14 protein-coding genes are annotated in these 13960 nt (G+C 43.0%); 12 read left to right on the top strand and 2 right to left on the bottom strand.

Translation table 11 applies throughout. The features are described 5' to 3' along the window. Positions 1 to 3 precede the first annotated feature (3 nt). Positions 4 to 336, bottom strand: a complete 333-nt coding sequence (locus ACKI5J_RS11380; protein ID WP_106292335.1) for an HU family DNA-binding protein — start codon at positions 334 to 336, stop codon at positions 4 to 6. A 266-nt stretch (positions 337 to 602) separates the two neighbouring features. Between ACKI5J_RS11380 and mutY the strand changes: the two genes are divergently transcribed. The 12 genes from mutY to ACKI5J_RS11440 all read left to right on the top strand — a co-directional run bounded on the left by mutY (position 603) and on the right by ACKI5J_RS11440 (position 13216). Then, positions 603 to 1754, top strand: coding sequence for an A/G-specific adenine glycosylase (mutY, locus tag ACKI5J_RS11385; protein WP_407429577.1), 1152 nt, complete (start codon positions 603 to 605; stop codon positions 1752 to 1754). Between the two features lie 23 nt (positions 1755 to 1777). Beyond that, positions 1778 to 2215, top strand: coding sequence for a single-stranded DNA-binding protein (locus ACKI5J_RS11390; RefSeq protein WP_407429579.1), 438 nt, complete (start codon positions 1778 to 1780; stop codon positions 2213 to 2215). A 433-nt stretch (positions 2216 to 2648) separates the two neighbouring features. Then, on the top strand, positions 2649 to 3329 hold the full coding sequence (locus ACKI5J_RS11395) for a GNAT family N-acetyltransferase (RefSeq protein ID WP_407429581.1): 681 nt from the start codon (positions 2649 to 2651) through the stop codon (positions 3327 to 3329). A 99-nt stretch (positions 3330 to 3428) separates the two neighbouring features. Then, positions 3429 to 4625 carry an argininosuccinate synthase gene (gene argG / locus ACKI5J_RS11400; RefSeq protein WP_407429583.1) on the top strand — a complete coding sequence of 399 codons (1197 nt, stop codon included), beginning with the start codon at positions 3429 to 3431 and terminating at the stop codon, positions 4623 to 4625. Positions 4626 to 4700: 75 nt separating this feature from the next. Beyond that, complete coding sequence (gene argC, locus ACKI5J_RS11405) at positions 4701 to 5684, top strand: N-acetyl-gamma-glutamyl-phosphate reductase (RefSeq protein WP_407429585.1); 984 nt, start codon at positions 4701 to 4703, stop codon at positions 5682 to 5684. A 50-nt stretch (positions 5685 to 5734) separates the two neighbouring features. Continuing rightward, positions 5735 to 6868: an aspartate aminotransferase family protein gene (locus tag ACKI5J_RS11410; protein ID WP_407429587.1), complete on the top strand. Its 1134-nt coding sequence runs from the start codon at positions 5735 to 5737 to the stop codon at positions 6866 to 6868. 19 nt (positions 6869 to 6887) lie between these two features. Next, positions 6888 to 7847 (top strand): acetylornithine carbamoyltransferase, encoded by a 960-nt coding sequence (locus ACKI5J_RS11415; RefSeq protein ID WP_407429589.1) that lies wholly within the window; start codon positions 6888 to 6890, stop codon positions 7845 to 7847. A 4-nt stretch (positions 7848 to 7851) separates the two neighbouring features. Continuing rightward, positions 7852 to 8652 carry an acetylglutamate kinase gene (gene argB / locus ACKI5J_RS11420; RefSeq protein WP_407429591.1) on the top strand — a complete coding sequence of 267 codons (801 nt, stop codon included), beginning with the start codon at positions 7852 to 7854 and terminating at the stop codon, positions 8650 to 8652. A gap of 76 nt (positions 8653 to 8728) precedes the next feature. Next, entirely contained in the window at positions 8729 to 9550 is an 822-nt protein-coding gene (gene proC / locus ACKI5J_RS11425; RefSeq protein WP_407429593.1) for a pyrroline-5-carboxylate reductase, read from the top strand. Further along, positions 9551 to 10633 carry a M20 family metallo-hydrolase gene (locus tag ACKI5J_RS11430; RefSeq protein WP_407429595.1) on the top strand — a complete coding sequence of 361 codons (1083 nt, stop codon included), beginning with the start codon at positions 9551 to 9553 and terminating at the stop codon, positions 10631 to 10633. Beyond that, positions 10611 to 11942, top strand: a complete 1332-nt coding sequence (gene argH / locus ACKI5J_RS11435) for an argininosuccinate lyase (protein ID WP_407429597.1) — start codon at positions 10611 to 10613, stop codon at positions 11940 to 11942. Before ACKI5J_RS11430 ends, argH begins: the two co-directional genes overlap by 23 nt. Positions 11943 to 11959: 17 nt before the next feature. Next, complete coding sequence (locus ACKI5J_RS11440) at positions 11960 to 13216, top strand: pyridoxal phosphate-dependent aminotransferase (RefSeq protein WP_407429599.1); 1257 nt, start codon at positions 11960 to 11962, stop codon at positions 13214 to 13216. Between the two features lie 74 nt (positions 13217 to 13290). Here ACKI5J_RS11440 and ACKI5J_RS11445 read toward each other — a convergent pair whose 3' ends face one another. Beyond that, positions 13291 to 13926, bottom strand: a complete 636-nt coding sequence (locus tag ACKI5J_RS11445; protein WP_407429601.1) for a lactate utilization protein C — start codon at positions 13924 to 13926, stop codon at positions 13291 to 13293. Positions 13927 to 13960 lie beyond the last annotated feature (34 nt).

Below are 13960 nucleotides of genomic sequence, written 5' to 3' on the forward strand. Positions count from 1 at the left end.
AGATTATGCTTCTGCTGCCGTTTTTGCTTCTTCGGCTGCTGCAGCCAGTTTTGTTACATTGCCGTTCTTTACTTTTTCAACGAAAACCTTTGCTGGTTTAAAGCTTGGAACGAAATGCTCAGGGATGATGATAGCAGTGTTTTTTGAAATGTTACGTGCCGTCTTTGTTGCTCTTTTCTTTACAACGAAGCTCCCAAAACCTCTCACGTAGACATTTTCGCCACTAACCATTGAGTTTTTAATTACTTTAAAAAATGCTTCTACCGCTTCCTGCACATCTAGCTTTTCGATTCCTGTTTTGGTGGATATCTCTGCGATAATTTCTGCTTTAGTCATATCTTATTGGGTTAAACTTTTTCGTAAACTCTTAATTGTTTTGGGGTTGCAAAAGTATTGGTTTAATTCGAATTCGTAAAATAAATCCGTTTATTTTTCTTTTAACTTCTGAAATGCCAGATAGATAGCACGAAAAAATGGTCTTTTTATTTTGTTAAAATAGTGTAAATAGTCTGAAAATCTGCGTTCTGCAGTGGTTTAAATGCATTTTCTGAGCCAGCGAATTGGCCTTATGTATCATTGTTGCGAGTTCTCAAATGCCGCTTATGATTTCTGTTGAAGCTCGTTCTTATTCTTTCGTGGGCGCGCTGGGCGTCATATTCATGTCTCCTGTGTCAAAATTCTTTAAGTTTTTAGGAACTTCGCATATGCAATTTATTGACGAGGTTGTTGCCTGGTACAGGATGAACAAAAGAGATCTGCCATGGAGAAATACGCGGGACCCGTATATTATCTGGCTTTCTGAGATAATTCTACAGCAAACCAGAGTGGAACAAGGGCTTCCCTATTTTAACCGCTTCCTGGAAAAGTACCCCACTGTTGCAGACTTTGCTGCTGCAGATGAGGATGAAATACTTAAACTATGGCAGGGTCTGGGATATTATTCAAGAGGTAGGAATATGCATAAAACCTCAAAAATAGTGATGGAAGAACATGGAGGATATTTTCCGCACCGGTACGACGACCTTTTAAGGTTGAAGGGAGTAGGCGAGTATACTGCCGCTGCGATTGCTTCGTTTTCTGCTGATGAGGAAAGGGCGGTAGTCGACGGAAATGTCTTCAGATTGTTGTCACGTTTTTTTGGGCTTCAGGAAATCATCAATAGTCCGCAAGGAAAGAGAGCGTTTACTGAACTTGCAAACAGCGTCATCGATAAGAATGATCCGGGAACCAGCAATCAGGCTATGATGGAGTTCGGTGCCATGGTTTGTAAACCTCGTAATCCTGACTGCCGTGTATGTCCGTTAAGCCAGCAATGTTTTGCCTTGCGAAATGATAGGATTGCCGAACTACCCGTCAAGAAGAAAGCACAGCCTCCCAGACCGAGGCATTTCAACTATGCAGTTGTTCTGTCGGGTGATTTGATATTGTTAAATAAGCGCGGGCCGAAAGATATTTGGGAAAATTTATATGAGTTCCCTCTTTTTGAATCGGAAAGACCACTTGATGTATCGGAGGTGCTTGTGTTACCAGATTTTGTAAGGGCTTTCGGCGAAGGGGTTACTGTTCTTTCGGTTCATGGTCCGACGAAGCATCAGTTAAGTCATCAGACGATCCATGCACAGTTTGTGGTAATAGAAACGAATAAGCCTGGACTAATAGCTGAAAAGGGCTGGCAATTTGTAGGGTTGGATGAGCTTCAGATGCTAGCACAGCCAAAAATAATTTTCTCATTTCTTAGAAACTTCCTACATTGACTTCATAATTAAAAAGTTAAATTATGGCAGGAGTTAACAAAGTCATTTTGGTTGGGCACTTGGGCAAAGATCCTGAGATCCGACACTTAGAAGGCGGCGCCAGCGTTGCTAATTTTACGCTAGCCACGTCAGAAACGTATACCAGAGATGGTAAAAGAGTTGAACAGACCGAGTGGCATAACATCGTTGTTTGGCGGGGACTTGCCGATGTAGCCGCAAAATATCTGAAAAAAGGCGAGCTAGTCTACGTTGAAGGGAAGCTTCGGACGCGCAGCTATGATGATAAAAACGGCACGAAGAGATATGTGACGGAGATTGTGGCGGATAATTTCAATATGCTAGGAAGGAGGGGAGCATCAGGCGATGAAGGCACTGATACTTCGAGCCACAAAAGTGCTTCTGATTATCAGGAACCGCAGGTAGATTATTCTGCTGATTCCTCAGATGATTTGCCATTCTAAGTTCGGGTGATACGCTATCCTATGATTAAATCCTTCTCCGCGGAACGCAAAATAAAAAGTGAATTGCTTATATCTTGACTCACAGATGAATAAAAATGTTTATTGATGTTGCAATACTTACATTTAATTCAATAATTTTGTATTGTAATTATAGGTTTTACATATCGTAAGTTAACTGAAATGAACAATTCTCTTTTTAACATTACTTCAGCATGTCCCTCGTTATCCGGGCATGTTCCTGTAGTGATAGGTGAAAAGAATATCAATGGGAAATTGGTGTTCAGGCACCGACGACCATTTATGCCGAGAGTTTGATAACTGCCGGCATTCCTCCCCTTAAAGGCTCTTGGTATCGTCAGAGTCAAATCAATAATTTTTCTGGAAAATTGTCAAGACGCGGAGTCTTCGTCCGTTAAGAGCGGATTTCTTTAAAATGAACGAAAAAGATTTTTCTGTAATAGTAGCTTCGGATATCCATACTGGTTATGCAGAGCAAATTTGTAATGAGATGGCAGAATCTGCCAAAGCTCGTGGAACCGGGATTGCACGGAGAAGTCCGGAGTATGTGGCCACCAAAATGCGGGAAGGGAAGGCTGTGATTGCGCTTCACCAGGATGGCACGTGGGCAGGATTTTGCTATATAGAGACCTGGCAGCATGAAAGCTTTGTTGCGAATTCGGGTCTAATCGTGAATCCGCAATTTAGAAAATGCGGATTGGCAAAAGCAATCAAAAACAGGATATTTAAACTTTCCCGGGAGAAATATCCTGAAGCGAAAATATTTGGCTTAACTACGGGTCTGGCCGTAATGAAGATAAACTCTGAACTTGGGTATGAACCAGTCACCTATTCAGAGCTTACGCAGGATGATAAGTTTTGGCAGGGGTGCAAAAGCTGTGTGAATTATGATATCCTTACCATGAAGGAGCGCAAAAATTGTCTCTGCACCGCCATGCTCTATGATCCGGTGGAGAAGATGAAAGAGTTAGAAGAGCAGCAGCGTATACAGAACGAAAAGCTCAGTAAGGTGACTCGAAAGGCCTCACTGTTCGAACGGATTGAGGCTAAGCTTAAAGGTTCTGCGAAAGTGCTTTTAGCAGCCGTTCATTCGTAATAAACTGACAATCAACGCGGGCAATGCGACCCGTTTATATATAACAATCTGGAAGATCCGGGCTCTTTGACCGTCTTCCTGTTACTAAATGAATATTAAATGAAAAAGAAAGTTGTTTTAGCCTTCAGTGGTGGATTAGATACTTCTTACTGTGCGATTTACTTGTCAAAAGATCTTGATCTTGAAGTTCATTCCGTAATTGTAAATACCGGTGGGTTCAGTGAGGAAGAACTTAGACAAATTGAAAAACGAGCATATGAGTTAGGAGTTGCTTCTCATCATGCTGTTGACGCAGTTAAAGGCTATTACGACAGTTCTTTACGTTATCTGATCTACGGAAACGTACTTAAAAATAATACTTATCCCTTGTCTGTAAGTGCCGAAAGAGTTACTCAGGCAACTGCTATCGCCAACTATGCGAAAGAAATAGGCGCAGATTTTGTTGCTCATGGAAGTACTGGCGCAGGTAACGATCAGGTGCGTTTTGATATGATTTTCAATATCCTTGTTCCCAAGGTCGGCATAATAACACCTATACGGGACCAGAAGCTTAGTCGCGAAGCCGAGATCGAATATTTACATCAGCATGGTGTGGAAATTAATGCGGAGAAAGCAAAATACTCCATAAATAAGGGTATTTGGGGAACATCAGTAGGTGGAAAGGAAACGCTTACCTCAAAAGGAATGCTTCCTGAAGAAGCCTGGCCTACACAGGTTACCAAGAGTATAGCAGAAGATCTGGAGCTTGAATTTGTGCAGGGGGAGCTCGTAGCAGTTAACGGGCAGAGGTATGAACATCCGGTGGAGGCGATACAAGCAATTCAAGCGATCGCAGCTCCCTTCGGAATTGGACGGGATATACATGTAGGCGATACCATCATTGGGATTAAGGGTCGTGTAGGCTTTGAGGCTGCAGCTCCAATGGTCATTATCAAAGCTCACCATGCTTTAGAAAAGCATACTTTAACCAAATGGCAATTGAGCTGGAAAGATCAGTTGGCAATGTTTTATGGAAACTGGATGCATGAGGGTCAGTTTCATGATCCGATCATGCGGGACATTGAGGCATTCATGACAAGTGCTCAGAAAACGGTAAATGGAAAAGTGTTTGTTCAGTTACTTCCTTATCGTTTCCTTGTTATCGGTATCGAATCTGAAAATGATCTGATGAGCAGCAAGTTTGGTAGCTATGGAGAAATGAACGAAGGCTATACTGGAGAGGATGTGAAAGGCTTCTCTAAGATTTTCGGAAACCAGGTTTCTATCTGGCATAAGGTTAATGAAGGGATCTCGTAATCTTTCGTTATCATATAGTGAACGGGCTGCCGGAAGGTTGACGCGTTATGAAGAAAAGTTTACATAAATTATATTATGCAAAAAATTAAGGCTGGAATTATTGGCGGCGCTGGTTATACGGGAGGTGAATTGCTTCGCCTGCTGGTAAATCACCCTCATGTGGATATACATTTCGTTCATAGTAATAGCAACGCAGGAAATCTGGTTTCTGACGTTCATACGGACCTTACAGGCGAAACTTCTATCGCTTTCACTGACACTTTATCTCAGGATATAGATGTGCTGTTTCTTTGTGTCGGACATGGGGATGCGAAAAAGTTCCTGGATAAAAATCCAGTAGACCCCAAAGTCAGAGTAATCGATCTGAGTCAGGATTTCAGATTAGAAGAGAATGCTGATTTTAGAGGTGGCTTTGTCTATGGCTTGCCGGAACTTCAAAAGGAGAAAATAAAAACGGCCCGTAATATTGCTAATCCGGGTTGTTTTGCTACTTGCATACAATTAGCTTTGCTGCCTCTGGCGCAATCTGGTAATCTGAATAAAGAAGTCCATATCTCTGCGACCACAGGCTCGACGGGAGCTGGGCAGAGCTTATCACCCACTTCTCATTTCAGCTGGAGAAATAACAACTCATCTGTATATAAGCCGTTTGCCCATCAGCACCTGAAAGAGATTACTCAGTCGCTGAACCAGGCAGGCTCATTAATTACCAGGGACGATATGAACTTTATCCCCTACAGAGGGGATTTTACCAGGGGCATTATCGCTTCTTTATATACGGAGTCTGACCTTAGTTTAGAGCAGGCTTCAGAACTTTTCTCAAAATATTACGAGGATCATCCTTTCACACATGTTCTTAAAAAGAACATTGATCTTAAGCAGGTTGTCAATACCAATAAGTGCTTCCTTTATCTGGAGAAACACGACAATAAGTTGCTTATCATCAGCATAATTGATAATCTTCTTAAGGGTGCTTCCGGGCAGGCAGTACAGAATATGAACTTGCTTTTTGGATTTGATGAGCAAGCCGGATTAAGGCTGAAAGCAGCAGCTTTCTAATGACCGAATAGCAAAAGCTTATCGGAGGAGTAATTATATAGATAATGCCAATGAAATTATTTGATGTATATCCCTTAAATCCAATCGAGATCGTAAAAGGTGAGGGAAGCCTTGTTTGGGATAACAATGGTCAGGAATATCTGGATCTCTATGGAGGCCATGCTGTTATATCGATAGGTCATAGCCATCCTCATTATGTTAAGAGGCTAACTGAGCAACTAAATAAAATCGGTTTTTACTCAAATTCGATTCGTATAAAGGGGCAGGAAGAACTAGCGGAGAAACTTGGGCAAAGCTCGGGAAAATCGGAGTACCAATTGTTTCTTTGCAATTCAGGAGCGGAGGCAAATGAAAATGCCCTGAAGCTTGCTTCTTTCTACAATGGACGAAAGAAGATCATCGCTTTCAAAGGTGCTTTTCACGGGCGCACATCTTTGGCTGTCGCAGCTACAGACAATCCTAAAATCGTTGCTCCCGTTAATGAAACGTCTAATATAGTATTCCTTCCCTTCAATGATCTTGATGCGCTCAATGAAGCTTTTCAGTCTTATGGTAATGAGATAGCTGCGGTTATTATCGAAGGAATTCAAGGCGTTGGAGGAATTAAGCCGGCAAATGATGATTTTTTGCGGCTCATACGGACTTTGTGTGACACCTATAACGCTGTTTATATAGCTGATTCCGTTCAGTGCGGTTACGCCCGATCTGGCAAATTTTACTCTCATGACCACGCCGGGGTAGATGCAGATATATACACCATGGCAAAAGGTATGGGAAATGGTTTTCCAGTAGCAGGGATCTCCATAGCAGCCAAATTTAAGCCTTGGCATGGAATGCTCGGCACCACTTTTGGCGGAAACCATCTGGCATGTGCCGCTGCGCTTGCTGTGTTAGAGGTTATGGAGGACGAAAATTTACTTTTAAATGCATCGACAGTAGGTAAATACCTGATGGAAGAACTGAGAAAGTTTCAACAGGTGCGCGAAGTAAGGGGCAAGGGGTTAATGATCGGGATCGATCTTCCTGAAGAACTTTCTCACGTTAAGAAGGATTTATTATTTAAACATCATATTTTTACGGGGGAAGCCAAGCCGAATGTTATTCGCTTGCTTCCTGCGCTGAATTTAAATAAAGCACATGCTGACAGGTTTCTGGAGGCATTCAATAGAACTTTAAATCCCTAAAGGGAGAGAACACCCAAAGATGAATCTATTTACTTCTGTTAATGACGTTGCTGATGTAAGTGAGCTGGTAAAGAAAGCTCTTGCAATTAAAGCAAACCCTTATGCTGACCAAAGTCTCGGAAAGAATAAGACTTTAGGACTTATCTTTCTGAATCCCAGCCTCCGTACTCGTTTAAGTACCCAAAAAGCGGCTCTTAATCTGGGTATGAATGTAATGGTGATGAACATGGATAAGGAAGGTTGGGCTCTTGAAACGCGCGATGGGGTGATCATGAACGGTACAACTGTGGAGCATATTCGCGAAGCGGCAGCGGTAATTGGTGAGTATTGCGATGTCTTGGGAATCCGCTCTTTTCCTGGGTTAAAAAACAGGGAGGAGGATTACAGCGAAGAAATCTTCAACAAGTTCATCAAGTACAGTGGCATTCCTGTGGTAAGTCTGGAGAGCGCGACCCGGCATCCGCTGCAGAGCTTTGCCGATTTGATCACTATTCTGGAGCATAAAAAGATAGCCCGGCCGAAAGTGGTATTATCCTGGGCTCCCCATATAAAGCCCTTGCCTCAAGCAGTTCCAAACTCATTTTCCGAGTGGATGTGCCGTGCCCAGGCTGAAGGTTTGCTTGACTTTGTTATTACGCATCCCGAAGGTTATGAGCTTGCTGACGAGTTTACCTCCGGTGCGCAGATAACGTACGATCAGAATGAGGCGCTAAAGAATGCAGATTTTGTCTATGTTAAGAATTGGTCGAGCTATCAGGACTATGGGAAAATTATCTCCTCAGGAGATGGATGGATGCTTGACCTTGAAAGATTGAAAATTACTAATGAAGCCAAAGTTATGCACTGCCTTCCGGTTCGGAGAGATCTTGAACTTTCTTCGGAGATACTGGATAGCGGGGAGTCCATTGTCATACAGGAAGCCGCAAATCGTCTCTGGGCAGCTCAAACAGTTCTAAAGAACTTGCTTTCATCAATATAGAGAGATGATGGATAATAAGAAACCGCTATATGTCATTAAGATCGGAGGAAATGTCATTGACAATTCAGAAAACCTTCATTATTTTTTAAAAGACTTCTCCGCTCTGCCAGGCGATAAAATACTTATCCATGGTGGCGGCAAGATTGCAACTGATCTGTCTCATACGATGGGAATTGAACCCAAGATGATTGATGGCAGGAGGATTACTGACATAGACACGTTAAGAGTAGTAACTATGGTCTATGCTGGTCTTATCAATAAGAACATAGTTGCTCAACTGCAAAGGTACAATTGTAATGCAATCGGGCTAACCGGAGCTGATGCAAACCTCATTAAGGCTATCAAAAGACCTGTAAATGATATAGACTACGGCTTTGTGGGTGATCTAACACCATTGTCAGTAGATCGGGATAAACTGCGAGGGTTTCTGCAGACAGGCGTCGTTCCTGTATTTTCGGCTATTACCCATGACGGACAGGGGCAACTTCTCAATACGAATGCAGATACAATCGCATCAACTCTTGCCATTGCGCTATCCTCTCTTTATCAGGTGAGTCTTGTCTACTGCTTTGAAAAAAAGGGAGTACTTTTAGATGTTACTGACGACAGCTCAGTTATAAGAGAGATAAGCTCTTCGGAATTTGACCGCCTTAAAGCGGATAATATTATTGCAGGTGGAATGCTACCTAAACTTCAGAATGCTTTTCAGGCAATAAATAGCGGGGTTAGCGAGGTTTATATCGGTAAGTCTGAAGAACTTGAGATGTTAGGTATAGCACAATTTGGTACGCGACTATTTGCTTAGCAAAAGTTTAAACGAAGTGATTGCAATCCATGGAGAACTGCATGTATGATGCATCGCTATTTATAACCATATATTGATGAAAAGTATAATCGGTAATATCGCTATCCTCGGAAGCGGAAATATAGGGCTTTCGTTAGCCTATGGATTGGTAAAGTCAAATTACCAGACCGCTTCGTCTATCATATTAACTCGACGGAATGTCTCTGGATTATCTGAGCAGTCAGGGCTTGGTTACCAGGTATCACGCGATAATAGCGAAGCAGTTTCAAACGCTTCTATCATTATTTTAGCTGTATTGCCCCAGCAATTGAATGGCTTGCTTAACGAAATTAAACCGGTTATCGAAGCAAAGAAACATACTGTAATTTCGGTCATTTCCGGTGTTTCCTGTAATGATATTAAATCCAAGCTTGGAGAGGATGTGCAGGTGGTAAGGGCGATGCCTAACACAGCTATTTCGATCGGTCAGTCCATGACCTGCATAGCTTCAGAAAATGCCACAGCTGAAAATGTTGATCTGGTAAAAGGAATGTTTGAGACGGTTGGTTCTGTAGTCGTCATAAACGAAGAGCTGATGACATCAGCAACTGCACTTTGTGCATGTGGTATTGCGTTTTTCCTCAGGGCTATCCGTGCCGCCTCGCAAGGTGGAGTGGAGATAGGCTTTCATGCAGAGGATGCACTTAAGATGGCTGTACAGACAGCTAAAGGAGCGGCAGATCTGCTATTGATACACGAGAGCCATCCTGAAAGCGAAATTGATAAAGTCACATCACCTAAAGGTTGTACTATTGCAGGCCTGAATGAAATGGAATATCACGGGTTCAGTTCCTCGCTGATAAAAGGAATAAAGCTCTCAGCACTGAAAGCCGGTGGTTTATACTCAGAAGAAAAGTAGATGATTGATCAGCTTGCAGAGGATAGTATTAAGTTACTGAGGGAACTAATTAAGATACCTTCTCTAAGTCGGGAGGAAGATCAGACAGCCGCCTTACTGAAGTCTTTTTTCAGAACGCATCAGATTCGTTTTCACGAGAAAGCTAATAATATATGGGCTTATAATGCTCATTACGATCCGTCCAAGCCTACAATCCTTCTGAATTCTCATCATGATACCGTGAAACCTAATCCCGGTTATACCAGAGATCCTTTTGCTGCAGATATGGAAGACGGTAAGCTCTTTGGCCTGGGGAGTAACGATGCCGGGGGCGCACTGGTATCATTGATAGCTGCTTTCAGATACTTTTATCCGAACCCTGATCTTCAATACAACCTTTGCCTTGCCGCTACCGCAGAAGAGGAAATATCCGGATTAAATGGTATTGAACTCATTTTGCCTGAATTGGGGACACTTGACTTTGCAATAGTAGGAGAGCCGACTGAAATGAACCTTGCGATCGCGGAGAAGGGGCTTATGGTGCTTGACTGCGTCGCCACAGGAGTGGCCGGACATGCAGCTCGTGATGAGGGGGATAACGCAATATATAAGGCTATTAAGGATATCGAATGGTTCAGTACCTACAGGTTCCCCCGCGAGTCGGAAGTATTCGGACCAATCAAAATGTCGGTTACCATTGTTAATGCCGGGTCGCAGCACAATGTTGTACCTGCAACCTGTAATTTTACCGTTGACGTACGCCTGACTGATGCCTATAGCATGGAGGAAGTCCTGCAAATAATCAGAGAACACGTGTCAAGCGAGGTACAACCGCGCTCCATGCGTCTAAAACCCTCCTCTATAGATAAGCACCATCCTATCGTGCTTGCCGGTCTTGGAATGGGCAGAAAGACATATGGATCTCCCACAACAAGCGACCAGGCCCTGCTAAATATTCCTTCCCTGAAGATGGGACCAGGATTTTCTGGACGATCACACATGGCAGACGAGTATATCTACGTTAGAGAGATAGAAGAGGCAATATCGATTTACATCACATTACTGAATAAAATAATCATAAATGAAGCTTTGGCAAAAAGATAAAGAAGTATCAGGTTCGGTCGAACATTTTACCGTAGGAAAGGATCGTGAGTTAGATCAGTTCCTTGCCGAAGCCGATGTTCTGGGCTCGCTTGCGCATACACGTATGTTAGCTAGTATAGGACTGATGGATGCGGAAGACCTCGAAGCAGTTCAGGCAGAGTTAAAGTCTATCTACGGGGAAATCCTTCAAGGTAAGTTCCAGATCGAAGAGGGAGTTGAAGACGTACATTCTCAAGTGGAGCTGCTTCTTACCAAGCGAATTGGTGAAGCGGGAAAAAAAATACATAGCGGACGCTCTAGAAACGATCAGGTACTTGTAGATCTTAAGCTCTTTTTCAGGGCTGAAATAAAGAACCTGGTACAGAACACAACATCGTTATTTGAGCTGTTGGTAAATCTCAGTGAACAACATAAAGACAAGCTTCTTCCTGGCTATACACATCTTCAGATTGCCATGCCTTCATCTTTTGGATTGTGGTTTGGCGCGTATGCTGAAAGTCTTGTAGACGATATGGAGCTTATGTTGGCAGCCTGGAAGGTGTGTAATAAAAATCCGCTTGGATCTGCTGCCGGTTACGGGTCATCCTTCCCTCTCAACCGCACTATGACCACTCAGCTCCTTGGGTTCGATTCCATGAATTATAATGTGGTCTACGCGCAGATGGGTAGGGGTAAAACGGAGCGGATCCTGGCTCAGGCCATGTCGTCTGTTGCTGCTAGTTTGGCTAAGCTGGCTATGGACGTATGTCTGTTCATCAATCAGAACTTCGGATTCATTAAGTTTCCCGACGAGCTGACCACAGGTTCAAGCATTATGCCGCATAAAAAGAATCCGGATGTGTTTGAACTGATCCGTTCTCGTTGCAATAAAATACAAGCCCTCCCCAATGAGATCACACTGATGACCACCAATCTTCCCTCAGGTTATCACAGAGATCTGCAGCTATTAAAAGAAAGTCTCTTTCCAGCCTTTACTTCATTAAACGAATGTCTGGAAATGACCACATACATGCTGAAGCACATTTCTATTAAAGCAGACATATTGGATGATCCAAAATATGCGTATCTGTTTAGTGTGGAAGCAGTGAACGAAGAGGTGCTTAAGGGACTGCCTTTCAGAGAAGCATATAAGAAGGTTGGACTGGAGATCGAAAGTGGGAATTTTCAAGCACCAGCTTCGGTAAAGCACGTACATGAAGGGAGCATTGGAAACCTTTGTAATGCGCAAATCACCGACGCATATAAATCCGTAGTCAACAATTTTAATTTTAAAAAGGTAGAGGACGCTATAGATGCTTTAGTATCTTAATACCATAAAGAGAAGAAATGAGTGTATCACGTTTAGCACAAAAGTTAAAAGGCTCCGAAATTATCAAGATTGCTGGAGAGATTAACGAATTAAAAAAACAAGGACAAAAGATCGCAAACCTTACGATCGGCGATTTTGATCCTGCTCTTTTCCCAATTCCGGATGTTCTGAAAAGTAACATAAAACAGGCTTATGACGAGCATCAGACTAACTATCCACCGGCTGACGGAATCCTTTCGCTACGACAAGGTGTAAGCGATTACCTGGCAAATGCTTATAAATTAAATTTCAACACAAGCGAAATTCTGATATCATGTGGTTCCCGTCCGTTGATTTATGCAGCCTATCTTGCACTTATCGATCCGGGTGATACGGTGATCTATGCCGCTCCTTCCTGGAACAATGATCACTATTGCTCCTTAACCGGCGCTAAAGGGATTCCCATTACCACGAACCCGGAGAATAATTTCATGCCGACTGCAGATGACCTTCGTCCGCATATTAAGAATGCTAGTCTTATAGCACTATGTTCCCCGCTGAACCCTACTGGTACTATGTTTTCGAAAAAAGACCTGGAAGAAATCTGCGACCTGGTTCTTGAGGAAAATAGCCGTCGCGGCGAATCTGAAAAGCCGTTATATGTAATATACGATCAAATATATGCCATGCTGACGTTCGGTGAGCATAGACATTATGATCCTGTATCGCTTCGCCCCGCCATCAAAGACTACGTTGTATATATTGACGGCGCTTCTAAATGCTTTGCTTCTACAGGGGTGCGTGTCGGTTGGGGATTCGGTCCCGAGCTGATTATTGACAAAATGAAGACACTCGTCATGCATATGGGAGCCTGGGCTCCAAAGGCGGAGCAGTTTGCCATGGCTGCGTTCCTTCAGGACTCAGCAGCGGTAGAAACCTATCTTACCGCTTTCAAACGGAAGATTCAGGATAGCCTTGATGCGATTTACCACGGCTTCAAGAAATTCCGTGCAGAAGGCTTAAATGTTGATGTTATCGAACCTATGGGCGCAATTTATCTGACCATTAAGATCGATTACTCGGGAAAAACCACGCCTGACGGACAAGTTCTTCAAAACAGCGAGGACATCAACTTCTATTTAATAAAAGAAGCAAAAACTGCATTTGTTCCATTTTCAGCTTTTGGCGCAGACAGCTCGGTTAACTGGTTCAGGTCTTCTATTGGTGCTTGTTCGTTAAGTGATATACAGGAGATGCTTCCACGGATTAAAGAAGCGTTGCTTAAGCTAAGCTAACAAAGAAAAATAGTGACTATACAAGAAATGCGGGCTTAACCCGCATTTCTTGTATAGTCACTATTTTAATATACTTAGCCTTCAAGCAGAAAGACGATAAACTCTTTAGGCCCGTGGGCACCTAGAACTAGTGTTTTTTCAATATCCGCCGTTCTGCTGGGACCAGTAATTGTAGATATCATGGAGGGAACCTTATGGTCGTATTTCAGTTTCAGCTGCTTAAACCCGTCTTTAAGATCCAAAACCAGTTGAGACGTGTAAGCGACAACAATATGGCAATGCGGATAAATACTTAATCTTCTCCCCGCTGTATTGGCATTAGATACAAGAACGCTCCCGTTTCGTGCGATCAATGACTCACACAATGTAATTCCGACCTCTGCATCCATAAAGTCGGTGTCGGTGCTGTAAAATGGAAATTCAAAGTGTGTGAGCAGCTCTTGAAGGGGTTGCTCCCAGCAGTATATTTTCCGCCATCCTTTTTCATCTGCCAGGAGGAGGAGATTTTCGACAAATTGCATTTCATCTTCACAAAAGATGAACTTACCAGCGACAAGGCTCAGCTGCTCGGCAAAGAGAACGTCAAGGTAGCCAGTATAATCTTCATATAAAGGTGCTTCTTCAAGGTTAGGATGTGGATTGTCCCGCTTTTCAAGCAAGGCTTTCCGTATTCTCTTGAGCATTTTTTCTTTAGAGGTAGTCTCTTTCATTCTTATCCGTACTGGCGATCAGCAAAAACCGAAG

Source organism: Arcticibacter sp. (assembly GCF_045629565.1).
Lineage (GTDB): Bacteria > Bacteroidota > Bacteroidia > Sphingobacteriales > Sphingobacteriaceae > Arcticibacter.